This window comes from Pseudomonas sp. NY15181 (assembly GCF_048068055.1).
Taxonomy (GTDB): domain Bacteria; phylum Pseudomonadota; class Gammaproteobacteria; order Pseudomonadales; family Pseudomonadaceae; genus Pseudomonas.
Genome location: NZ_JBLUPT010000002.1, coordinates 25,631 through 47,675 on the forward strand (window position 1 = coordinate 25,631; position 22,045 = coordinate 47,675).

The window sequence follows — 22,045 nt, forward strand, 5'->3', positions numbered from 1 at the left end:
AACGCCGTCGATCTTCCAGCGATTGGCCGATAAAAGCCGACGAGCGTGATTGCAGCGCTGGCGGCAACCTGCGATCATTTGCGAATAGTTCTCGTTACTAAATTAATTCCCGACTTGGGGCATGGGGAGCAAGGGGTGTCGGCCGTCCAGATTGTCAATGGCGAACGCGTGGGTGTGCTGTACCGCGATCATCGCGACTGGCTGACCGCCTGGCTCAACCGCAGCCTGGGCTGCGTGCAGCGTGCCGAAGACCTGAGCCAAGACACCTTCGTCCGCGTGCTCGGCCGCCGCGAGCTGCCGTCCCTGCGCGAACCCCGCGCCTTCCTGGTGACCATCGCCAAGGGCCTGCTGGTGGACCACTGGCGCCGCGTGGCGCTGGAACAGGCCTACCTGGAAGAGCTGCACCACCTGCCCGAGGCCGTGCAGCCTTCGGCGGAAGATCACTGCCTGATCCTTGCCGACCTGCGCGAGATCGACCGCCTGCTGGGCAGCCTGTCCACCCGTGCGCGCAGCGCCTTCCTGCTCAACCGCCTGGATGGCCTGGGCCACGCCGAGATCGCCGAACAACTCGGCGTCTCCCTACCGCGCGTGCGCCAGTACATCGCCCAGGGCCTGCGCCAGTGCTACATCGCGCTGTACGGAACGCCGACGTGAAGGGTCCGGTTTCCCTGCGCGTGCTCGACGAGGCCATCAGCTGGCAGTTGCGCCTGGGCTCCGGCGAGACCCGCCCCGATGACGAGGCGGCCTTCAGCCGCTGGCATGCCGAACACAGTGAGCACGCGCGGGCCTGGAGCCAACTGGGCATGCTCGACCGTAGCCTTGCAGGCGCCGCGCCCCTGGTTGCGCGCAACGCCCTGCTGCGCTCGCCGCGGGAGGCCCGGCAGAAGGTCCGCCGACTGGCGGGCACCGGCCTGTCGCTGCTGCTGGTCGGCGCGTTGGCGCTCGGCGTGGGCAATCGCTACCTGCCCGTGCAATACGCCTTCTCCGACCTGCTCACCGGCACCGGCCAGCAGCGCGAGCTGCGCCTGTCCGACAATACCCTGCTGCAACTGGGCAGCCGCACCGCCGTCGACGTGCACTTCGACGCCGAGCAGCGGCGCATCGTCCTGCTCAGCGGCGAGATCCTGGTGGAAACCGCCCACGGCGACAGCCGCCCCTTCATCGTCGAGACCCGCGACGGCCGCCTGCGCGCCCTTGGCACCCGCTTCCTGGTGGAGCGCGACGGCGGCGACGGCACCCTGCTCAGCGTCCTGCAATCGGCGGTTGCCGCGCGCCCCGGACAACTGGCGGAAGAAAAGGTCATCGCCCAGGGCCAGCACGTGCGCGTACGGCCCGACGGCCTCGGCCCGGTGGAGGCCAACAGCGCCACCGCCGACGCCTGGACCCACGGCATGCTGGTGGTGGACAACGTGCGCCTGGCCGACCTGGTCGAGCGCCTGTCGCGGGAAAGTCCGGGCTACCTGGGCATCGACCCGGCGGTGGCCGACCTGCGGATCACCGGCAGCTTCCCACTGCACGACATCGGCCTGGCCCTGAGCTCGCTGGAGCCGAGCCTCCCGGTGCGGATCGAGAAGCATGGTCCCTGGTGGTCGCGCGTGGCACCACGACGCTGAGGAGTGCTTCCGTAGGGCGTACAACCGTTCGCGGTTGTACGCCGATACACCGTGCCCTTCAGCAGCATCAAAGCCAAGCCCGAAGTTCCCTGACGCCGAGCCTCGCTGACGTACCACGGTGCGGTCTGCCGCGCTGGTCAAACGGCGGATAACGTCGAACGTTATCCGCCCTACGAAAAGCCACCCGGAACATCCCACGAAAAAATTTCACCCAGCCCTATCACTTTCCATTTCTCGCTCGGCAAGGAGGCATCGAGAACGTTTTCATTCAGGAGTCGTTGTCCATGCGCCGCCCGTTCGACCTTTCGCTCCGCCCCTGCCTGCTGGCCACCGCCATCCTGCTGGGCACCCCGGTTTTCGCCGCCGATGCCCAACGCGACTACCAACTGCCCGCCGGCCCGCTGTCCAGCACCCTCAACCGCATCGCCGCCGAGGGCGGCCTGAGCCTGAGCCTGGACCCGGCGCTGGCCCAGGGCCGCAACGCCCATGCGGTGCGAGGTCGCTTCGACACCGTCGGCGCGCTGCGTCAGGCGCTGCAAGGCACCGGATTGGAGCTGGTGGAAAGCGGCACGGGCAGCTACAGCCTGCGCCCGGCGCCGGACGACACCCTGTCGATGTCCGCCACCACCATCAGCGCCGCCCAGGAAGACCCGGACGGCCCGGCAGTCGGCTACGTCGCCACCCGCTCGCGCATCGGCACCAAGACCGATACGCCGATCCTGGAAACCGCCAAGTCGATCTCCGTGACGACCCGCGAGCAGATGCAGGACCGCGCGGTGCAGAACATCGACGACGCCGTGCGCTACATGCCCGGCACCGTCGCCAGCAGCTTCGGCAGCGATACCCGTTCCGACTGGCTGCTCGTGCGCGGCTTCCAGCCGACCCAGTTCCTCGACGGCCTGCCGATGGCCACCGGCATCTATGCCAACCCGAAGCTGGAAACCTGGGACCTGGAACGCGTCGCCATGCTGCGCGGCCCGGCCTCCTCGGTCTACGGCCAGACCCCGCCCGGCGGCCTGCTGGACATGAGCAGCCTGCGCCCGCAGGCCGAGCAGTCCAACACCGTCCAGCTGCAGGGTGGCAACTACAACCACAAGCAGATCAACTTCGACAGCACCGGCCCGCTGGATGACCAGGGCCGCCTGCTCTACCGCGTCAGCGGCGTGGCACGCGACAGCAACACGCCGATCGACCACATCCCGGACAAGCGCTACAACCTCGCGCCGAGCCTGACCTGGAACGCGGACGACGATACCAAGCTGACCTTCCTCAGCCAGTTCACCCGCGACGATACCGGCATCACCACCCAGTTCCTGCCGCTCAAGGGCACCAAGTACGACGCGCCCTTCGGCGACATCTCGCACCACAAGAACCTGGGCGACCCGGACTGGGAGAACTACGACCGCACCACCTACTGGCTGGGTTACAGCTTCGAGCACCGCCTGAACGACGTCTGGCAGTTCCGCCAGAACCTGCGCTACATGAAGAACGACCTGTCGTTCGACGCCCTGACCCCGGGCGGCTACCTGGAAACCGTCAGCGACGACGGCACCCTCAACCGCGTCAGCACCTCGGTGGACGAGGACGTCACCCAGTTCGTGGTGGACAACAACTTCCAGGCCGACTTCCAGACCGGTGAGCTCGCGCACACCGTGCTGCTGGGCCTGGACCACAACCGCAACAACACCAACTACCTGGCGATCTACGGCTACAACGTTCCGCCCACCAACGTGAACAACCCGATCTACGGCCAGCCCATCGTCCGTCCGCCGCGCTCCGATGCGTACTACGACTACAACCAGAAGACCTTCCAGACCGGCGCCTACGTGCAGGACCAGATCGCCCTCGACAACTGGCGCCTGACCCTTGGCGGCCGCCAGGACTGGGTACACACCGGCACCAAATTCCACAACAAGGGCGACGCGACCAGCACCGAGTCGGACAGCAAGTTCAGCGGCAACGCCGCGTTGAGCTACCTCTTCGACAATGGCGTGGCGCCGTACCTGTCCTATGCCGAGTCCTTCCAGCCGGCCAGCGGCGCCGACGTTTCCGCCACCGAGTCGTTCAAGCCCACCGAAGGCAAGCAGTGGGAACTGGGCGTGAAGTACCAGCCGCTGGGCAGCGACACCCTGCTGACCGCCGCCGTCTACGACCTGCGGCAGAAGAACGTGAGCGTGACCGAAAACGTCGGCGGCGTCGCCGTCACCAGCCAGACCGGCGAAGTGAAGGTCACCGGCCTTGAGCTGGAAGCCAACTCCAACCTGAGCGAAAACCTCAAGCTGATCGGCAGCTACAGCTACACCGACACCGAGGTGAAGAAAGGCATCTATGCCGGCAACCGCCTGCAGCGGGTGCCGCGCAACCAGGCCGCGCTGTGGGCCGACTACACCTGGCACGCCGGCACCCTCGACGGCTTCGGCGTCGGCTATGGCGTGCGCTACGTCGGCGACACCTACGGCGACCAGGCCAACACCTACGACGGCTACACGGGTTCCTACACCCTGTACGACGCCGCGGTGCACTACGACCTGGGCAAACTCTCCAGCGGCCTCGATGGCGCCTCGGTACAGGTCAACGCCACCAACCTGTTCAACAAGGACTACCTCTCCACCTGCGACGGCTACTACTGCTACTACGGCGACCAGCGCAAGGTCGTGGCGAGCCTGACCTACAAGTGGTGATGAGCGGGCGGACTCGATTGCCGGATAAATCCGGCGCGCGGTTCGCCCTTTCTCTTCAGGGAGAAGCCGGGGCGCGGAACCCTGGCTCTTGTAGGATGGCGTAGAGCGAAGCGAAACCCATCAATGCCGTGCATCTACATTGCTTTCTGGGTCCCCGCGTTCGCGGGGATGACGGAGGCGGAGTGCGTGCACAACTCCGTCACTCCCGCGAACGCGGGAGCCCAGAAGATAGTTGCTCCTACGCAATTTCCATCCCGCCGTGCTACCGGGCAACACTCAGCGGCGCACTTCCCCCCAGACCACGCTGGCATCGTCATGGATCTTCAGGCGCGGATGTTCCAGCGCCTGGCCATCGGCGGACTCCAGCGCGCGCAGCTCATCGATCAGCGCCTCCACTCCGCGCTCGGGCAGCACCGCGAACAGAGCCTCCAGATCGTAGCGGCGAAACTCCAGCAGACGGTCGAAGCCATCGGTCACCAGCATGAACGCCTTCAGCTGCGCGGGATCGAGCACCCGCCGCTGCACCTGCGCCAGCCAGCGATCGGTCGGGTCGAGCACCCAGTAGCCCTGCGCCGTGTTGGCCAGTGCCCGGTTGCGCCGTACCCACTCGCGGCTGGCCTGGAACAGCTGGGAGTGACTCCAGTCCGGATGCCTCTCGCGCAGCGCCAGCAGGCGCTCTACCGATTGCCGGTCCAGCTCCTCCAGCGGCGTATCGCCGAAGCTCTCCACGCGGCCATCGTCCCAGGCCAGGTGGATGCGGCTGTCGCACAGGTTGAGCAATTCCAGCGCGCCGTCATCCAGCACCCGCAGCAGGCTCAGACAGGCCGTGGGCAGGTCCAGATCCGGAGTGGCAGCGACACCCGCGCCACGCTGGAAGTCCTCGGCGATGCCCTGCTGCAAGGCCCGCAGCAACGCCTCGGTGGGCAACCCCGGCTGGTCCTCCAGCAGGCGCTGCAGGTGACCATTGGCGCACTGCGCCAGCCAGCGCGCATCGCTTTGCGCATCCACCAGCCCCGGCCCCAGGCTGGTGGCGCCGTCGAGCACCCAGGCGGCGTTCGCGGTGTAACCGATGGCATCGTCATTGACCGGCGAACCCTGGCGGCACGCCGCCCCCAGTAGTTGTATCGTTTTCACGCGCGTCACTCCTCCATATCGCCGAACGCTACGCTCGGCGTACAGTCTCAGCCAAATCCGGACCCGCCAAGGAGAGCCCCATGTCCACCACCCAGCGCGCCCTGCCCCTGCTACTCGCCGGCCTATTGCTGGCTGGCGGCGCCGACGCCGCCAGCGTGAAGTACTTCGACCTGCCCAAGGGCTCCGGCCCGCACGACGTCGCACCCACCGCGGACGGCAAGGTCTGGTACACCGCGCAGCATGCCCACGCGCTCGGCCGGCTCGACCCGCAGACCGGCGCCACCGAGCAGGTCGACCTGGGCAAGAACTCCGCGCCCCACGGAGTGGTCGCCGGCCCCGATGGCGATGCCTGGATCACCGACGGCGGGCTCAACGCCATTGTCCGCGTCGACAGCGAACGCCTGGGCGTGGAAGTCATACCGCTGCCAAAGGAGGCGGCCAAGGCCAACCTCAATACCGGTGTATTCGATGACGATGGCATTCTGTGGTTCACCGGCCAGAACGGATTCTACGGTCGCCTCGACCCTACGACCCGCGAACTCAAGGTCTGGTCGGCGCCCAAGGGCAAAGGGCCGTATGGCATCGCCGTGACGCCCGACGGCGAACTCTGGTACGCCTCGCTGGCCGGCGACTACATCGGCCACATCGACCCGGTCGGCGACAAGGTCACCCGCATCGACACGCCCAACGCCAACAGCGGCCCGCGCCGGCTGTGGTCCGACTCGGTCGGGCGACTGTGGATCAGCCAGTGGAGCGACGGCCAGCTGGCGCGCTTCGATCCGGACAACAACCAGTGGAAAACCTGGAAGCTGCCGGGCGATCATCCGCAGCCCTATGCCCTCTATGTCGACGCCATGGACCAGGTGTGGCTGAGCGACTTCGCCAGCAACGCCATCCTCCGCTTCGACCCGCAGAGCGAACGATTCACCACCTATCCGAGCGACCGCGAGCACGCCAACGTGCGCCAGTTGCTGGGCCGCCCGGGCGAAGTCTGGGGCGCCGAATCCGGCACCGACCGCCTGGTGGTCATCCACGAATGAACGCCGAGGAGAACCCATGAGCGTCCGTCCCATCCTGTTCCACGCCGCTGCCTCGCCCTTCGTGCGCAAGGTCATGGTCCTGCTGCACGAGACCGGCCAGCTCGACCAGGTCGAACTCTACGCCGCCGTACACACCCCCATCGCGCCGGACGCCGGCGTGCTGCGGGACAACCCCGCCGGCAAGATTCCCGCGCTGCGCCTGGCCGACGGCCAGGACCTGCACGACAGCCGGGTGATCTTCGAATACCTCGACCAGCAGCACAGCGGCGAGCCGCTGATCCCCCGCGAAGGCCCGGCCCGCTGGCGGCGCCTGACCTTGGCCTCGCTGGCCGACGCGGTGCTGGATGCCGCCGTGCTGATCCGCTACGAGACCGCCATGCGTCCGCCGGAAAAGCACTGGGACACCTGGCTCGACAACCAGCAGCTGAAGATCGTCCGCACCCTCGCCTACTTCGACGGCCCGGCCCACGCCGAACTGGCCGAGCACTTCGACGTCGCCGCCATCGGCGTGGCCTGCGCCCTGGGCTACCTGGACTTCCGCCAGCCGCACTGGGACTGGCGCGCCGAGTTCCCGCAGTTGGCCAAGTGGTTCGCCGAGGTCAGCCAGCGGCCGTCGCTGCAGGCCACCGTTCCGGCCTGATGCCCATTACGCAATGCCACCGGAGGAGCGAGCCGGCGAACTCCAGACCCGCCATCCGGCACCGCCCAGCCCCCTCTCCCTCTGGGAGAGGGTTGGGGTGAGGGGCAAGGCCCAGTGCCCAAAGTCACGAGCAACGCCGGTTCGACGCACCACCCGCCGCTGAAACCGCTCATCCCGCACCACTCGCGCACCCTTCACCTCCCAGAACAACCCGGCAATCCGTCGTGCCAGCCGTCCTCCGACATCGCGTTCCTCGCGCAGCCCACGCCAGGCACTCATGACTTCTTCCCCAGTCGGTAGATCGGCAGCGCCAGCAGCAAGCCTATCTGCGCAACGCCCATGCACATCTCCAGGAAGGAGCGCACATGGGGATTGTGCGCCGCATCCTCCACCCCGGTGAGCTGCTCCCACAGCCCGCCCGGCAACAGCACGGCCAGGTGAGCCAGCGGCTTGCCGCTGGCCATCAGCAGGGCGATCCAGTCGAAGCGACCCATCAACATCAACAGCGGCAGGCACAGTCCGCTGATCAGCAGGCCAGCGAACAGGCACAGGGAAAAACGCATCAGGTTCGGCATCTCGATTCTCCTCAGCGCTGCACGCGCACCTCGTCCAGGGAAAACTCCAGATCATCGCCGCGCACCGGCTTGCCGATGCCGTACCAGTCCAGCCGCCGGGTCAGCACCATCACGCCACCGAGCACGCCGAACAGCAGCAGCGAGCCCATCAGCAAGGCGTAGTCCTCGGCACTGAGCAGCGCATAGAGCATCCCGTAGAGCCCGGCGAGCCCGGCACTGAAGCCCGCGCCGCGCCACAGGCTGTGCAGCACGTGGCAGAGGTAGAAACCGATCAGGCCGACGCAGGCGCCGGCGGAAATCAGGTAGGCCAGCTCGAAGCCCAGGTGCTCGGACAGCGACAGCAACAGCAGGTAGAACAGCGCCAGCGCCATGCCCACCAGGGCGTACTGGATGGGGTGCACCGACAGGCGTTTGAGTACCTCGAAGAGGAAGAAGCCGGCGAAGGTGAGGACGATGAACAGCAGCGCGTACTTCACCGCTCGGTCGGTCTTCAGGTACTGGTCCACCGGGTCCACCAGTGCCACGCCGAAGCGGTGCTGGCCGAACTCGCTGCACACCGCCGGCGCGGCGCGTGCCAGGTCCGGGTCGTCGGCCGTCACCGCACGGGCGGCATCGGCCTGGGCTGGCGACGTGCAGGCTTTGAGCTGGTCCTCCAGGTTGGTGGCAAAGAAGCTGGTGCGCCAGCGCGCACTGAAGCCCTGGTCGCTGGTGCTGCGCTCGGTGGGCAGGAACTCGCCGCCGAAGCTCGGGTGCGGCCAGTCGGAAACCAGGTTGACCTGGCTGTCGCGGCCCACCGGGGTGATGTCCAGGCGACTACTGCCCAGCAGCGACAGCTCGAAGGCATAGTCGAAACGTTGCTCGCGGTCGCTGACCTTGAACGGCAGGACGGCATGCACGCCATTGCCGAGGAACTGGCTCTGGGTGCCGGGCTGGAAGTCGCGCAGTTCGCCTTCGACCTTCAGTTTCGGCGCATTCTCGATGCCGCGCACATCGCTGATGCCCACCGCCAGCAGGGGGGCGTCGAAGCGATAGCTGTCCAGGTCACTGCCGATGCCGTAGTTGGCCGGCAGCACGAAGCCGCCGCTGATCTTGCTGTCGGCGTGGTACAGGCGCGCCTCGTAGATGCCGCGATGGCGCACTTCGGTGCGCATCTGCCCGTCGAGCAGGAAGGTCTCCGGCAGGAAGAACAGGCGACCACGCTCCTCGCGCTCCTGCAGCACGCGCTGCTGGCTGGCCTTGTCGATGCGCCAGACCCGGACGATACGGGTGTAGGGCACGATCACCAGCGGCCCGGTGAGTTGCTGGCTGTAGCTGGCGCTGCGGGCGATGTCCTGCAGGACCTCGTCGCGATAGTTCTGACGCTCGTCGACCAGGCCGTCGATCATCAGCAGGGGGATCAGCAGGAGGACGATCAGCAAGGCAATGGCGCCGAGCTTGATGCCGAGTTGGCGATTCATGGGGAGGGCTCTCCGTGGGTGGCGATGGGGAGAGCCTGAGGGGCCGGCGTGGTGTTGCCGGGGAGCGAATGTGGAGACTGTGTGGGATTTGTGTGGAAGCTTCGGAGCTCCCGTAGGAGCGGACTCCGTCCGCGATTGGCCCAGCACCAGGTCTATCGCGGACAGAGTCCGCTCCTACAAGGGCGTTGAGCCTGCAGCGTAGGGCGTACAACCGTTCGCGGTTGTACGCCGTTACACCTCGCCTCGTCATCGGCTCCAGGATCAGCTTCGGAGCACCCTGGCACCGTGGTGAATCGGCGTATAACGCGGAGCGTTATACGCCCTACGTGGGGATCGACAGACTCGCCCGCACCCCGCCCTCGGCGTTTTCGACGCTCAGCTCACCGCCATGCAGCGCCGCCACCTCGGCCACGAAGTTGAGCCCGAGCCCGGTGCTCTTGCGCCCGCTGGAGGGACGCGGCAAGGAGTAGAAACGCTCGGTCAGGCGCGGCAGGGCGAAGTCGGGAATCGCCTCGCCCTGGTTGAACAGCTTGACGCGCCAGCCGTCACCTTCCGGCTGCGCGTCGAAACGGATGGCGCCGCCCGGCGGGGTGAAATCCAGCGCATTGTCCAGCAGGTTGCCCAGCGCCTGGCGCAACAGGAAACGCTCGCCCAGCACACTCGCCTCAGGCGGAATATCGTTCGCCAGCTGCACAGCCTGAACCCGCGCGAGGCGCTCGGCGATCAAGTCATCGGCCAGCTCGTGCAGGGCCACCGGCACCCGTTCTTCCAGGCCCTGGCGCTGTTCTACCTGGGCCAGGTTCAGCAGGCGCTCGATCAACTGCTGCAAGCGCTCGCTTTCCCCGGCGATGTTGCCGACGAAGCGCGCCCGCTGCTCGGCCGACATCTCGCCTTCGAGCAACTCCGCCGCGCCACGGATCGCCGCCAGCGGGCTCTTCAACTCATGGGTCAGGGTGTGCACGTAGCGCTCGACGTAGGCCTTGCCTTCCAGCTGCACACGCATGCGCTCCACCGCGTCGGCCAATTGCGCCATCTCGCCGCCCCGGTAGTGCGGCAGCTCCGCGCGCTGTCCTTCGCTGACCGCCTGGGCGTAGCGGGTCAGGCGCTCCAGCGAGCGGCTGAGCCACCAGGACAGCAGCGCGCCGACCAGCAGGCCGAGGACGATCAGGCCGGCGCCGAGCCAGGCGAGGCGGCGCTGCGAGCGGTCGATGTAGGGTTGCAGGGTGCGGTTGGGCTTGGAGACCGAGACCACGCCGATGATCTTCTCGCCATCGCGGATCGGCGCGGCGACGTACATCACCGAGGACTCCGGATCGTCCGCCGATTCGCGGCTGGAGCGAGCCCCGTACTGCCCGCGCAGGGTCAGGTAGACGTCGTTCCAGCGCGAGTAGTCCTGGCCGACGGCCTGGCCGAGGGAATCCAGCAGGACGATGCCGCGCGCATCGGTGACGTAGATGCGGTGGTTCACCGCCGTCTTGTTCACTCCCCAGATGTCCGCCTGCGGGCTGCGTGCGCCATAGGCGCGGAGCATCTCGGGCAGCCGGCTCTGGTCGAGGGTGCCGTTCTTCACGTCGGCCTGGAGCACCTCGGCCAGCAGGTTGGCGGTATCCACCAGGGTCTCTTCGCTGGACTGGCGCACGCCGGGGCGGATCTCGTCCATCACCGTGCGCAGGACGAACCAGCCGGTCAGCCCGACGAACAGGAAGTAGACCAGGAAGATCCGCAGCGACAGGCGCATCAGCTCTTGTCCGGCGCGTAGCTGTAGCCCAGGCCGCGATGGGTCTGGATAGGCTCGGCGGTGGCGGCGACCTGGCGCAGCTTGGCGCGCAGGCTCTTGATGTGGCTGTCGACGTTGCGCTCGTAGCCGGCGTCGGCGGCCACGCCGAGCGCGTCGAGCAACTGCTCGCGGCTGAACACCCGCTCCGGGCGCGCCAGCAGGGTCTGCAGCAGGCGGAATTCATGGCGGGTCAGCGCCAGCGCATGGCCGTAGTAGCGGATCAGCACCCGCTCCTCGTCCACCTCGAACGGACCGTTATCGCCAGCGGCGATGGCGGGCGCCTCGCGCGGCGCGGTGCGCTTGAGAATGGCCTTCACCCGCGCGGCGACTTCGCGCGGGCTGAACGGTTTGACCACATAGTCGTCGGCGCCGATCTCCAGCCCCACCACCCGGTCGATCTCGGCGTCGCGGGCGGTGAGGAAGATCACCGGCACCTCGGAGAAGCGCCGCAACCGCTTGCAGGCTTCGAAGCCGCTGATGTCGGGCAGGCCAACGTCGAGGATGACCAGGTCGAAGGCCTCGCGCTGCAGCCGCTCCAGCGCCGCGCCGGCCAGGTTCAGCCAGGTGGTCTCGAAGCCCTCGGCCTGCAGCGCGTAGAGCAGCGTATCGGCGATGGCGGCTTCATCTTCGACGATGAGGATGTGCGGCATAAGGTTCCGGCTCCGTGGAAACTGCCGGCACGGTGCCGCAAGCCCGGCACCGCGTCAATCGGGGCCTCAGCCGCCGGAGCAGTTCGGTTTGCCGGCGGTGAAGCGCTCGCCGGGATCGACCGCGACGTGGAATTTGCGCAGGCCCTTGGTGCCCATCAGGAAGGGGTAGTTGAAGTGGCTGCGGTCGGTGAGGTTGACCTCGATGGTGCGCTGGTCGCCGCCCAGGCACACCGGCAGCTCGATCACCGGGCGCTGGCTCAGGCCGGGGTTGCTGTCGTCCTCTTCGTCCTCGGCGGCGCCTTCGGCGCGGTTCTTGATCTTGGAGATGCGCAGCAGCTTGTGCTCGTACACCGAGTCGCCGCCATCCTTGGTGGCCAGCTTGAAGCGCACCCACTCCTCGCCGTCGCGCTGGAACATCTGGATGTCCTTGGCCGACAGCGACGAGGTGTACGCGCCGGTGTCCATCTTTGCCTGCAGCGTCTGGTTGAGCTCGGGCAGGCTGACCCATTCGTAGCGGCCGTAGAGCTTGGGTTGGGCGGCCAGCACCAGGCTGGGCAATGCGAGCAGGGAAAGCAGGACGAGGGCGCGTTTCACGCAGAATCTCCGGGGTGGGGCATGTGCGCATAGGACTAGCACGACGGCCCTTGGTTCGCCACACCCTCCCCGCTTGGGCCGCGGGAATTGTCTGCGTATCATGGCCGCGCCACCGTCGCACAAGGAATCGGATCTCCATGCGGGCACTCTCAACGCGAGCACGGGCCATGCAGGCATTGACCGGCGTTATCGCCAGCCTCCTGTTGCTGCTCAACACCCTGATCCTGATCGGCCCGATGCTGCTGATCGCCCTGCTCAAGCTGGTCCTCCCCGGTCAGACGGCCAAGGACGCCTGCTCACGCGGGGTGATGTGGGTCGCCGAGACCTGGGCGGAAATCGACAAGGCCATCTTCGCCCTGATGACCCCGACCCGTTGGGACATTCGCGGCGGCGACAACCTGCGCGGCGACACCTCGTATCTCGTGATCAGCAACCACCAGTCCTGGGTCGATATCCCGGCGCTGGTGCAGGCGTTCAACCGCAAGACGCCCTACTTCAAGTTCTTCCTGAAAAAGGAACTGATCTGGGTGCCCTTCCTCGGCCTGGCCTTCTGGGCGCTCGACTACCCCTTCATGAAGCGCTACAGCAAAGCCTTCCTGGAGAAGCACCCGGAACTCAAGGGCAAGGACCTGGAGATCACCAGGGCCGCCTGCGAGAAGTTCAAACGCATGCCGGTAACCGTGGTGAACTACCTCGAAGGCACCCGCTTCACTCCGGCCAAGCAGGCCCAGCAGCAGTCGCCCTACCAGCATCTGCTGCGCCCCAAGGCTGGCGGCGTGGCCTTCGTGCTGGCGGCCCTCGGCGAGCAGCTGGACACCCTGCTGGACGTCACCCTGGTCTACCCGAAAGGCCCGCGCCCGGGCTTCTGGGACCTGCTGTGCGGGCGGGTGCCACGGGTGATCGTGGATATCCAGGCGCGCGAGATCGACCCTGCGCTGTGGCAGGGCGATTACGAGAATGATCCGGAGTTCCGCCAGTACGTGCAGGCCTGGGTATCACGCCTGTGGGATGAGAAGGACGCGCGTATCGAGGTGCTGCGCCGGGAGTTCTGAACCCAGGGCGACGGGTTATACCCCGCGCCCGGCAACCGGTGTAGCCGGTCGCACCGGCGAGGCCGGAGAGATTGGAGAGCTCGGCGAGATCGGAGTCCCCCAGAGGCCGCCGAGCGTGCCGAGCAACGTGCTGCTCAGCCCTTGCTCGGTGAAGTAGTCGAGGATCACCCCGGCGAAGCGGCCGATCATCGACTGGTCCATGCCCAGCACGCCGAAGATCTGGTCGACGTCCTGCAGGTTGTTGATCCCGCCGAGCAGCGCCGCGGCTCCGCCCAGGCCACCCAGCATACCGCCCAGATCGCCCATGGAACCGCTGCCGGCAAGTTGCTGCATATTCGGCATGGCTTTCTGCAACTGGGTGCTGTCGTTTTCCTTCAGGGTATTGAGCGCCAATCCCAGCAAGGCGCCGGTGCCACCGATGGCCTGCTGTTCGCTGACGCCCAGTTGATGGGTCAGGTTGGTCAACAGGGCGTTGGCCGTCTGCGCGGACGCTTCAGCCGCAGGCGCCGGGTCGGCGGTCTCGGTGAAGGTGGCGGCGAACACGGGGGATACGGCCAGCCAGGCGGCGGCCAGGACAACGGCGGATTTGGCGAACATCGACGGCTCCGGAGAGGATGCCAGGCCCCGAACAGGGACCGGGTCGTCGATATGACAAAGCGGGCCGCCGGCGGTTCCGCGCCGTCCGACGGCCAGTGACTCAGAGCCTGCTCACGACCTCGCGAGCTAGAGCAGAACAAGGCAAAAACAGGCGAGGACGCGGAGTTTACGTGTTGTAAATGAGCAGTCCTCGCCTGTTTTTAACGCAGTTATGCCGACGCGCAGCAGGTCGTGAGCCGGCTCTCAGGCGCCTGCGCCCCAGAGCCCACTCAGGCTGCTCAACAGCTGGCTGTTCACGCCCTGCTTGCCGAAGTAGTCCAGCAGCACACCGGCGAACTTGCCGGTCATGCTCTGGTCCATGCCCAGCGCGCCGAACGCCTTGTTCACATCACCCAGGCTGCCGACATTGCCCAGCAGACCGCTGGACGCGCTGTTGCCAAGCTGGCCACCCAGGCCGCTCAGCGCGTTGGCGCCGGACAGCTTGTCGAGACCAGGAACGGCCTTGAGCAGCTGCGAGTAGTCGCCGCCGCTGAGCTTGTTCTTCGCCAGGCCCAGCAGTGCACCGGTACCGCCCACGGCCTGTTCTTCGTTGACCCCGAGCTGGCCGGTCAGGGCACTGAGCAGGCCGCTGGCCTGCGGCGTGGTGGCGACCTGCGCGGTGCCGCCACCGGTGGCGCCGGACACTGCCTTGGCGGCGTCGCCGAGGTTGAAGGCGAATGCGGAAGATGTCGCCAGCAGGGCGGCAAGGGCGAGGGTGGCACTGGGTTTGACGGACATCGCTGTCTCCTCTGGGAATTCCGGCAAGCGACCGGACGCCATATCGACCGGTCGGCAGTGACATCGTTCCGCCATGTCCGGCGCCTGAGGTAAAACCCGGCAGTCCATCACAACGGCGGAAAAAGATGACCGATAAAGGTCTAGCACAGGCATTTCCAATGCACGCCGGGAGTCCCGCCAAAGGGTGGCCGGGGAGCCTGCGCGAAGCATCACAGCGGGCGGGCAAAGCACTGCACCACATTCGATTTTCCCCGTCGATGCCGAACATTCCCTAAGCTAGAGCCATCCCTGGCCGACGGATCGATCATGAGCGAACCCTTCACCCTGACGCCCCGCGTCGCGCGCCTGCTGCCGTGGCTGGTGGCCATCGCCTTCTTCATGCAGGCCCTGGACGGCACCATCCTCAACACCGCGCTGCCGAGCATGGCCCGCTCGCTCAACGAGGACCCGCTGCGCATGCAGGGCGTGGTGATCGCCTACCTGCTCACGGTGGCGCTGCTGATCCCGTCCTCCGGGTGGATATCCGATCGTTTCGGCACGCGCCGGGTATTCCTCTTCGCGATCTTCCTGTTCAGCCTCGGTTCACTGCTTTGCGCGCTGTCGCCGACCCTCGGCATCCTGGTCGGCGCCCGCGTGGTGCAGGGTATCGGCGGGGCGCTGATGATGCCGGTGGGGCGCCTGGTGATACTGCGGGTCTACCCGCGCAGCGAGCTGGTGCGGATTCTCAGCTTCGTCACCATCCCCGGCCTGCTCGGCCCGCTGGCCGGCCCGACCATGGGCGGCTGGCTGGTGGAATACGCCAGCTGGCACTGGATCTTCCTGATCAACCTGCCGGTGGGCCTGGTCGGCTTCATCGTTGCCCTGCGCCTGATGCCGGACCTGCGCGGAGTGCGCGCAACCCGCTTCGACTCGATCGGATTCCTGCTGTTCGGCGGCGCCATGGTGCTGATCACCATCGCCCTGGAAGGCCTGGGCGAACTGCACATGCCCCACGTTCGCGTGGTCCTGCTGCTGGTGGGCGGCCTGGTTCTGCTGGCGGCCTACTGGCTGCGCGCACTGAAGATCGAGGCGCCGCTGTTCCCGCCGGCGCTGTTCCAGACCCGGACCTTCGCCGTGGGCGTGCTGGGCAACCTGTTCGCGCGCCTGGGCAGCGGTTCCCTGCCCTTCCTCACACCACTGCTGTTGCAGGTCGGCCTGGGCTTCTCGCCGGCCAAGGCGGGCATGACGATGATCCCGATGGCGCTGGCGGCGATGGTGATCAAGTCGCTGGCCAAACCGCTGCTGGAACTCTTCGGCTACCGCAGGCTGCTGGTGGGCAACACGCTGCTGCTGGGCGCGATGATCGCCAGCCTCGGGCTGGTGGATCAGGACACGTCCTACGCGCTACTGCTGGCGCAACTGGCAGTGCTAGGCGGGATCAACTCGCTGCAGTTCACCGCGATGAACACCCTGACCCTGATCGACCTGCGCGACGACAACGCCAGCGCCGGCAACAGCCTGCTGTCGGTGGTGATGCAGTTGTCCATCGGCTTGGGCGTGGCCTGCGCGGCGGCGCTGCTGGGGGGCTTCAATGGCGATCTGGAAAGTGCGCAGGGCGACGTGCTCTCAGCCTTCCACGCGACCTACCTGAGCGTCGGCCTGCTGTCGATGCTGGCGGCGGCGATCTTCTTCCAGCTCAATAGCGAGGACGGCCGCACCACGCCGCGCCGGGTCGATCCGGAGAACGACGTCAGCGAGCACTGATCAGGGCTTGCAGCTGGGCGCCAGGGTCTGGGTCCTGGAGGAGTCCACCGAGCCCATGTGTTCCAGGCTGCGGCGGCCGAGCAGCACCTGGAACTCCTGGGCCTGCCGGTCGCGCAGGGAGAACTGCTCGCGGTAGACCTTGTTGCCCAGGCACACGTCCATCAGCACCACCGGGCTGCGCTCGACGCCGTTGGCCGAGTGAAACTTCAGTACGCGCTCGATCTTGCGCTCGAAGGGCAGGCGCAATTCCTTGCCGGTGGTGGGGTCGGTGACCATCACGTCGTACTGCACCCAACGCTCGTTGTTCTTCTTGATCCGGGTGATGTTGCGCGCGTCCATCGTCGACGTCTGCGCGCCGGTATCCAGCCGGGCCTTGAGCGCGGCCTCCTCGGGCATCAGCTTGATCGTCTCGGCCCACCCCCAGGTGCTGGGCTGGGAAGGCTGAGCCGGCTCGTCGGCGGCAACGGCGCAGGTGCCAGTGAGTGTGAACAGACCAAGGGCCAGCAGGCGGAGGACGGGCGACGGCATGAATAACAACTCCGGAAGGGACAACGGCAGCATTAGGCAATAAAAAACCCCGGATGTTTCCACCCGGGGTTTTTTGGCTGACGCCAGGGGATCTTAGTTGATCACCTGAACGCGCTCGGCCTGCATGCCTTTCTGGCCCTGCACGACTTCGAAGCTGACCTTCTGGCCTTCGGCCAGGGTCTTGAAGCCGTTACCTTCGATAGCGCGGAAGTGAACGAATACGTCCGGGCCGCTTTCCGGGGTAATGAAGCCGTAGCCTTTGGTCTCGTTGAACCACTTGACGGTGCCGTTCTGACGATTCGACATGGTGTTCTCCTTGGAACGAATTGGAAATTAGCCACGCGAGTGGCCAGGAACTGAGTTGCAAGGAGTTACAAGGAGTCGAGCAGGACGGGGTGGAATAACCGACCGCATCAGGTCACGATCGACGGCGACCCATGCAAACACAGTTCAGGCACTCTACGATAAAAATCTGCGGAAAGCGAATCTGTATAAAAAACCATATGCGCCCGGTCGCGCGTTTTCTGACGAGTGGCCGCAAAGCCTTGCACCGCCGGTATCCCGGCCCGCTGGAGGCCGCCCTCCTGCTACACTGCGCGGCCATATGGATTCACCCGGGCCTCACTCGTGACCACCTCCGCATTCTCCAGCCTTTCCCTGTCGGCCGACCTGCTGGCCAACCTCGATTCCCTCGGCTATCGCGAGATGACTCCGATCCAGGCCGCCGCCTTGCCTGCGATCCTCAAGGGCCGCGACCTGATCGCCCAGGCCAAGACCGGCAGCGGCAAGACCGCCGCCTTCGGCATCGGCCTGCTCAGCCCGCTGAATCCGCGCTATTTCGGCTGCCAGGCGCTGGTGCTGTGCCCGACCCGCGAACTGGCCGACCAGGTGGCCAAGGAAATCCGCCGCCTGGCCCGCGCCGCCGACAACATCAAGGTGCTGACCCTCTGCGGCGGCGTGCCCTTCGGCCCACAGATCGGCTCGCTGGAGCACGGCGCCCACGTGGTGGTCGGCACCCCGGGGCGAATTCAGGAGCACCTGCGCCGCGAGACCCTGAAGCTTGACGGCCTCAACACCCTGGTGCTCGACGAAGCCGACCGCATGCTCGACATGGGCTTCTACGACAGCATCGCCGACATCATCGGCCAGCTGCCGGCGCGCCGGCAGACCCTGCTTTTCTCCGCCACCTACCCCGAGGGCATCGGCCAACTGGCGGCGAAGTTCCTGAAGAATCCCGAGCGCGTGGAAGTGGAAGCGCTGCACGACGACAGTCAGATCGAACAACACTTCTACGAGATCGATCCGAAGCAGCGCCTCGATGCCGTCGTACGCCTGCTTCAGCATTTCCGCCCGCAGTCCTGCGTCGCCTTCTGTCATACCCGCCAGCAGTGCATGGAAGTGGTGGAGCAGCTCAATGCCCGCAAGATTTCCGCCCTGGCCCTGCACGGCGACCTGGAGCAGCGGGAGCGCGACCAGGTGCTGACCATGTTCGCCAACCGCAGCTGCAGCGTGCTGGTGGCCACCGACGTGGCCGCCCGCGGGCTGGACATCGCCGCGCTGGAAGCGGTGATCAACGTCGAACTGTCGCGCGATGCACAAGTCCACGTGCACCGCATCGGCCGCAGCGGCCGCGCCGGCGAGAAGGGCCTGGCGCTGTCGCTGGTGACCCCGGCCGAGGCCAGCCGCGCACAGGCCATCGAAGACCTCCAGGGCGCGCCGCTGAACTGGGAGCGCATCGACTTCCTCAAGGCCAACGACGCCCCGCTGCTGCCGCCGATGACCACCCTGGCCATCGCTGGCGGGCGCAAGGACAAGCTGCGTCCCGGCGACATCCTCGGCGCGCTGACCGGCGATGCGGGGCTCAAGGGCACCCAGGTGGGCAAGATCGCCATCTTCGATTTCCAGGCCTTTGTCGCCGTGGAACGCGACGTCGCCAAGCTGGCGCTGAAGCACTTCAACGAAGGCAAGATCAAGGGCCGCTCGTTCAAGGCGCGTATTCTCTGACGTCACCGCTCAGATCGTAGGAGCGGACTGCGTCCGCGATTGCCCCGCATCGCGCCGGAGAACATCGCGGACAAACTCCGCTCCTACGCTCCCGTCATACAAGCTGTCGCGCTCGCGATAGCCGCTTCGGAGACGATCCGCTAGTCTGGGCGGCAGACACCCGGAAGTCCCCGATTCGATGCTCTCCTCCCCTCTGCTCCAGTCCCTGCGGCGCCTCTGGGCGCTGGACAAGTTCGCCTACAGCCTGCGGGTGTTCGTCGCCCTCAGCGGGGTCATGCTCGCGTGCTGGCTGCAGGGTCGGCCGGAGCTGGTAATCCCGCTGTTCCTCGGCGTCATCGCCAGCGCCCTGGCGGAAACCGACGATCATTGGCTGGGCCGCCTGCAGGCGCTGCTGGTGACCCTGGCGTGCTTCAGCATCGCCTCGCTGGCGGTGGAGTTGCTGTTCCCCTACCCGCTCGTCTTCGTCGCGGGCCTTGCGCTCTCGACCTTCGCGATGACCCTGCTCGGTGCGCTGGGCGAACGCTATGCGGCCATCGCCTCCGCCACGTTGATCCTGTCGATCTACACCATGATCGGGGTCGACCAGCGCGGCGGCATCCCCAGCGACTTCTGGCGCGAGCCGGCGCTGCTGGTGATCGGCGCCGGCTGGTATGGACTGCTCTCGGTGCTGTGGAACGCGCTGTTCGCCAACCAGCCGGTGCAACAGAGCCTGGCCCGGTTGTTCTTCGAGCTGGGCGAATACCTGAAGATCAAGTCGAGCCTGCTCGAACCGCTGCGCCAGCTCGACGTGGAGGCCAAGCGCCTGGCCCTGGCGCGGCAGAACGGCCGCGTGGTGGTGGCGCTCAACCAGGCCAAGGAAACCATCCTCGCGCGGCTGTCCCACGGCCGGCCGAGCCCGAAAATCAGCCGCTACCTGAAGCTCTATTTCATCGCCCAGGACGTTCACGAGCGCGCCAGTTCCTCGCACTACCCGTACAACCAGCTGGCCGAAGCCTTCTTCCACAGCGACGTGCTGTTCCGCTGCCAGCGCCTGCTCAACCAGCAGGGCAAGGCCTGCAAGGCGCTGGCGAAGGCCATCCAGCTGCGCCAGCCGTTCGACTACAACGACAGCGAACTGGCCCTGGCCGACCTCAACGCCTCGCTCGACTACCTGCGCCAGCAGGGCAACCCCGCCTGGCGCGGGCTGCTGCGCTCCCTCGGCGCGCTGGCGGCCAACCTCACCACGCTGGACCAGAAACTCAGCGGCGCGAGCAACCCGGATGCACTGGACGACGAGCAGGACAGCACCCTGCTGGACCGCTCGCCGCACTCGCTGAAAGAGGCGCTGGAACGCCTCCGCCTGCAGATCTCGCCGACCTCGCTGCTGTTCCGCCACGCGCTGCGCCTGTCGCTGGCGCTGGCGGCCGGCTATGGCGTACTGCACCTGATCCACCCGACCCAGGGCTACTGGATCATGCTCACCACCGTGTTCGTCTGCCAGCCCAACTACGGCGCCACGCGCATCCGCCTGGTGCAGCGGATTTTCGGCACGCTGATAGGGCTGGTGGCCGGCTGGGCGCTGATCGACCTGTTCCCCAACCCGCTGATCCAGTCGCTGCTGGCGGTGATCGCCGGGGTCGCCTTCTTCGCCAGCCGCAGCACGCGCTACACCCTGGCCACGGCGGCGATCACCCTGCTGGTGCTGTTCTGCTTCAACCAGGTGGGCGACGGCTACGGACTGATCCTGCCGCGCCTGTTCGATACCCTGCTCGGCGCGCTGATCGCCGGCGCCGCGGTGCTCCTGGTGCTGCCCGACTGGCACGGCCGCAGCCTGCACCGTCTGGTCGGTGGCACCCTCGCGTGCAACAGCCGCTACCTGCGCGAGATCATGCAGCAGTACGCCAACGGCAAGCGCGACGACCTGGCCTACCGCACCGCCCGGCGCAACGCGCACAACGCCGACGCGACGCTCTCCACCACGCTGTCGAACATGCTGCTGGAGCCCGGTCACTTCCGGAAGGATGCGGAAATCGGCTTCCGTTTCCTGGTGCTCTCCCACACCCTGCTCAGCTACCTCTCGGCCCTCGGCGCGCACCGCGACCGCCTGCCTCCGGCGCCGAGCGACAGCCTGATCGGCGAGGCCGCCGAACGCCTCACCGCCAGTCTCGACGACATCGCCATGCGCCTCACCGAGCGGCGGCCGGTGGCGATCTACAGCGACGAGGAAGACACGCTGGCCAAGCGCCTGGAGGAGCTGCCCGAGGAAGAGGACGACGCGCATCGCCTGGTGCAGACCCAGCTGGCGCTGATCTGTCGCCAGCTCACGCCGTTGCGCACGCTGGCGGCGCACCTGCTGAAGAAGGACATCGGCGCGGAGCAGGCCGAAACGGCCTGAGCACGCGTCCTTCCCTGTAGGAGCGAGCTTGCTCGCGAACGGATTCGCAGCTGACCTACAACCCATGCTCCCGCATCAACGCGTCATAACTGCCGTCTGCACGCATCGCACGGATCGCCTCGTTGAACGCCGCCACGATCTGCGCGTGCTTCGGATTGTGCAGGCTGACCAGGATATGCAGCCCCTTTTCCGCCAGCGGCACCGGCAGGAACTCCAGCTGGTCCCTGATCGCCAGCAGCTCTCCGGCGAACTGATGGCGGGCGGTGATCTCGTCCTCCAGCGTCAGGTCCACCCGCCCGGCCTGCAACATCAGCGCGGCGTTGGCGAAACTGAGTACCGGCACCCGTTGCAACTGCGGATCGCGGTCGAACTCGGGGGAATAGCTGTAACCCCGCACCACGGCGATCCGGTACGGATAAAGGTCGGCAAGGCGAGCGAAGGTGATTGGCGAGCCACGGTGCTTGATCAGGAGCACACGGTTGGTCAGGTAAGGTTCGGAATATTCGCCGAAGGTCTCCCGGTCCGCGCTGTACCAGGCATCGACCACCAGGTCGTACTCGCCGCCGCGCACACCGTACAGCACACGCGGCCAGGGCACTTCGACGTACTCGCTGGCGTAGCCGGCGCGCTGCAAGGCCGCACGCACCAGGTGCACCGCGACGCCGCCGCCCGGCAGGCGAATGTCGGCGTAGGGCGGCCAACGGTCCGCCGCCATGCGCAGCACTTCATCGGCACGCGGTGCGACACTGACCAGACACAACAGCAACAACAGTAGGCGCAGCGGCATCGGCGCACTCATTCAGGGGAAG

At 66.8% G+C, this 22,045-nt stretch carries 20 protein-coding genes; 9 read left to right on the top strand and 11 right to left on the bottom strand.

Translation table 11 applies throughout. The features are described 5' to 3' along the window. The first annotated feature begins 135 nt into the window (after positions 1-135). From ACNFBT_RS05575 to ACNFBT_RS05585, 3 genes are all read left to right on the top strand, one after another. A complete protein-coding gene (locus ACNFBT_RS05575) occupies positions 136-654 on the top strand; it encodes an RNA polymerase sigma factor (protein WP_416747261.1) in 519 nt (172 codons plus the stop codon). Beyond that, on the top strand, positions 651-1,613 hold the full coding sequence (locus ACNFBT_RS05580) for a FecR domain-containing protein (RefSeq protein ID WP_416747263.1): 963 nt from the start codon (positions 651-653) through the stop codon (positions 1,611-1,613). The genes ACNFBT_RS05575 and ACNFBT_RS05580 overlap by 4 nt, the downstream gene beginning before the upstream one ends. Before the next feature lie 284 nt (positions 1,614-1,897). Then, positions 1,898-4,294: a TonB-dependent siderophore receptor gene (locus tag ACNFBT_RS05585; protein WP_416747265.1), complete on the top strand. Its 2,397-nt coding sequence runs from the start codon at positions 1,898-1,900 to the stop codon at positions 4,292-4,294. A gap of 276 nt (positions 4,295-4,570) precedes the next feature. Here the strand turns inward: ACNFBT_RS05585 and ACNFBT_RS05590 are convergent, their stop codons facing one another. Beyond that, positions 4,571-5,428 carry a protein phosphatase 2C domain-containing protein gene (locus ACNFBT_RS05590; RefSeq protein ID WP_416747267.1) on the bottom strand — a complete coding sequence of 286 codons (858 nt, stop codon included), beginning with the start codon at positions 5,426-5,428 and terminating at the stop codon, positions 4,571-4,573. Positions 5,429-5,508: 80 nt separating this feature from the next. Between ACNFBT_RS05590 and ACNFBT_RS05595 the strand changes: the two genes are divergently transcribed. Both ACNFBT_RS05595 and ACNFBT_RS05600 read left to right on the top strand, forming a co-directional pair. Beyond that, a complete protein-coding gene (locus tag ACNFBT_RS05595) occupies positions 5,509-6,468 on the top strand; it encodes a lyase (RefSeq protein ID WP_416747269.1) in 960 nt (319 codons plus the stop codon). 16 nt (positions 6,469-6,484) lie between these two features. Next, positions 6,485-7,108 carry a glutathione S-transferase family protein gene (locus ACNFBT_RS05600; protein WP_416747271.1) on the top strand — a complete coding sequence of 208 codons (624 nt, stop codon included), beginning with the start codon at positions 6,485-6,487 and terminating at the stop codon, positions 7,106-7,108. A gap of 275 nt (positions 7,109-7,383) precedes the next feature. Here the strand turns inward: ACNFBT_RS05600 and ACNFBT_RS05605 are convergent, their stop codons facing one another. The 5 genes from ACNFBT_RS05605 to ACNFBT_RS05625 all read right to left on the bottom strand — a co-directional run bounded on the left by ACNFBT_RS05605 (position 7,384) and on the right by ACNFBT_RS05625 (position 12,161). Then, a complete protein-coding gene (locus ACNFBT_RS05605) occupies positions 7,384-7,683 on the bottom strand; it encodes a hypothetical protein (protein ID WP_416747273.1) in 300 nt (99 codons plus the stop codon). 11 nt (positions 7,684-7,694) lie between these two features. After that, entirely contained in the window at positions 7,695-9,140 is a 1,446-nt protein-coding gene (creD, locus tag ACNFBT_RS05610; RefSeq protein WP_416747275.1) for a cell envelope integrity protein CreD, read from the bottom strand. Positions 9,141-9,462: 322 nt separating this feature from the next. Continuing rightward, the gene (creC, locus tag ACNFBT_RS05615; protein WP_416747277.1) at positions 9,463-10,878 is read right to left on the bottom strand and encodes a two-component system sensor histidine kinase CreC; all 1,416 of its coding nucleotides are present in this window, start codon (positions 10,876-10,878) and stop codon (positions 9,463-9,465) included. Then, the gene (creB, locus tag ACNFBT_RS05620) at positions 10,878-11,567 is read right to left on the bottom strand and encodes a two-component system response regulator CreB (protein WP_416747279.1); all 690 of its coding nucleotides are present in this window, start codon (positions 11,565-11,567) and stop codon (positions 10,878-10,880) included. Before creB ends, creC begins: the two co-directional genes overlap by 1 nt. Positions 11,568-11,633: 66 nt before the next feature. Further along, entirely contained in the window at positions 11,634-12,161 is a 528-nt protein-coding gene (locus ACNFBT_RS05625; protein ID WP_416747281.1) for an ATP-dependent zinc protease, read from the bottom strand. Positions 12,162-12,328: 167 nt separating this feature from the next. Between ACNFBT_RS05625 and ACNFBT_RS05630 the strand changes: the two genes are divergently transcribed. Then, the gene (locus ACNFBT_RS05630) at positions 12,329-13,213 is read left to right on the top strand and encodes an acyltransferase (protein WP_416747283.1); all 885 of its coding nucleotides are present in this window, start codon (positions 12,329-12,331) and stop codon (positions 13,211-13,213) included. A 15-nt stretch (positions 13,214-13,228) separates the two neighbouring features. On the opposite strand, the gene ACNFBT_RS05635 is transcribed toward ACNFBT_RS05630, so the two are convergent. Together ACNFBT_RS05635 and ACNFBT_RS05640 are read right to left on the bottom strand one after the other, a co-directional pair. Beyond that, positions 13,229-13,810: a DUF2780 domain-containing protein gene (locus ACNFBT_RS05635; protein WP_416747285.1), complete on the bottom strand. Its 582-nt coding sequence runs from the start codon at positions 13,808-13,810 to the stop codon at positions 13,229-13,231. A 243-nt stretch (positions 13,811-14,053) separates the two neighbouring features. Then, positions 14,054-14,587: a DUF2780 domain-containing protein gene (locus ACNFBT_RS05640; protein WP_416747287.1), complete on the bottom strand. Its 534-nt coding sequence runs from the start codon at positions 14,585-14,587 to the stop codon at positions 14,054-14,056. A 306-nt stretch (positions 14,588-14,893) separates the two neighbouring features. Between ACNFBT_RS05640 and mdtD the strand changes: the two genes are divergently transcribed. Further along, the gene (gene mdtD / locus ACNFBT_RS05645) at positions 14,894-16,330 is read left to right on the top strand and encodes a multidrug transporter subunit MdtD (RefSeq protein WP_416747289.1); all 1,437 of its coding nucleotides are present in this window, start codon (positions 14,894-14,896) and stop codon (positions 16,328-16,330) included. Here mdtD and ACNFBT_RS05650 read toward each other — a convergent pair whose 3' ends face one another. Continuing rightward, on the bottom strand, positions 16,331-16,858 hold the full coding sequence (locus ACNFBT_RS05650; protein ID WP_416747291.1) for an ATP-dependent zinc protease: 528 nt from the start codon (positions 16,856-16,858) through the stop codon (positions 16,331-16,333). Between the two features lie 93 nt (positions 16,859-16,951). Further along, positions 16,952-17,164 (bottom strand): cold-shock protein, encoded by a 213-nt coding sequence (locus ACNFBT_RS05655; RefSeq protein WP_015475193.1) that lies wholly within the window; start codon positions 17,162-17,164, stop codon positions 16,952-16,954. 321 nt (positions 17,165-17,485) lie between these two features. Here ACNFBT_RS05655 and dbpA point away from each other — a divergent pair, with 321 nt between their 5' ends. Then, complete coding sequence (dbpA, locus tag ACNFBT_RS05660) at positions 17,486-18,862, top strand: ATP-dependent RNA helicase DbpA (RefSeq protein WP_416747293.1); 1,377 nt, start codon at positions 17,486-17,488, stop codon at positions 18,860-18,862. A 178-nt stretch (positions 18,863-19,040) separates the two neighbouring features. Then, positions 19,041-21,236 carry a YccS family putative transporter gene (yccS, locus tag ACNFBT_RS05665; RefSeq protein WP_416747295.1) on the top strand — a complete coding sequence of 732 codons (2,196 nt, stop codon included), beginning with the start codon at positions 19,041-19,043 and terminating at the stop codon, positions 21,234-21,236. A gap of 55 nt (positions 21,237-21,291) precedes the next feature. On the opposite strand, the gene ACNFBT_RS05670 is transcribed toward yccS, so the two are convergent. Then, positions 21,292-22,023: a substrate-binding periplasmic protein gene (locus ACNFBT_RS05670; RefSeq protein ID WP_416747297.1), complete on the bottom strand. Its 732-nt coding sequence runs from the start codon at positions 22,021-22,023 to the stop codon at positions 21,292-21,294. Positions 22,024-22,045: the final 22 nt, after the last annotated feature.

Coding starts and splice junctions, on each gene's coding strand:
- ACNFBT_RS05585 (WP_416747265.1), top strand. CDS start 1,898: ATGCGCCGCCCGTTCGACCTTTCGCTCCGCCCCTGCCTGCTGGCCACC.
- ACNFBT_RS05595 (WP_416747269.1), top strand. CDS start 5,509: ATGTCCACCACCCAGCGCGCCCTGCCCCTGCTACTCGCCGGCCTATTG.
- ACNFBT_RS05600 (WP_416747271.1), top strand. CDS start 6,485: ATGAGCGTCCGTCCCATCCTGTTCCACGCCGCTGCCTCGCCCTTCGTG.
- ACNFBT_RS05605 (WP_416747273.1), bottom strand. CDS start 7,683: ATGCCGAACCTGATGCGTTTTTCCCTGTGCCTGTTCGCTGGCCTGCTG.
- creD (WP_416747275.1), bottom strand. CDS start 9,140: ATGAATCGCCAACTCGGCATCAAGCTCGGCGCCATTGCCTTGCTGATC.
- creC (WP_416747277.1), bottom strand. CDS start 10,878: ATGCGCCTGTCGCTGCGGATCTTCCTGGTCTACTTCCTGTTCGTCGGG.
- creB (WP_416747279.1), bottom strand. CDS start 11,567: ATGCCGCACATCCTCATCGTCGAAGATGAAGCCGCCATCGCCGATACG.
- ACNFBT_RS05630 (WP_416747283.1), top strand. CDS start 12,329: ATGCAGGCATTGACCGGCGTTATCGCCAGCCTCCTGTTGCTGCTCAAC.
- ACNFBT_RS05635 (WP_416747285.1), bottom strand. CDS start 13,810: ATGTTCGCCAAATCCGCCGTTGTCCTGGCCGCCGCCTGGCTGGCCGTA.
- ACNFBT_RS05640 (WP_416747287.1), bottom strand. CDS start 14,587: ATGTCCGTCAAACCCAGTGCCACCCTCGCCCTTGCCGCCCTGCTGGCG.
- mdtD (WP_416747289.1), top strand. CDS start 14,894: ATGAGCGAACCCTTCACCCTGACGCCCCGCGTCGCGCGCCTGCTGCCG.
- ACNFBT_RS05650 (WP_416747291.1), bottom strand. CDS start 16,858: ATGCCGTCGCCCGTCCTCCGCCTGCTGGCCCTTGGTCTGTTCACACTC.
- ACNFBT_RS05655 (WP_015475193.1), bottom strand. CDS start 17,164: ATGTCGAATCGTCAGAACGGCACCGTCAAGTGGTTCAACGAGACCAAA.
- yccS (WP_416747295.1), top strand. CDS start 19,041: ATGCTCTCCTCCCCTCTGCTCCAGTCCCTGCGGCGCCTCTGGGCGCTG.
- ACNFBT_RS05670 (WP_416747297.1), bottom strand. CDS start 22,023: ATGCCGCTGCGCCTACTGTTGTTGCTGTTGTGTCTGGTCAGTGTCGCA.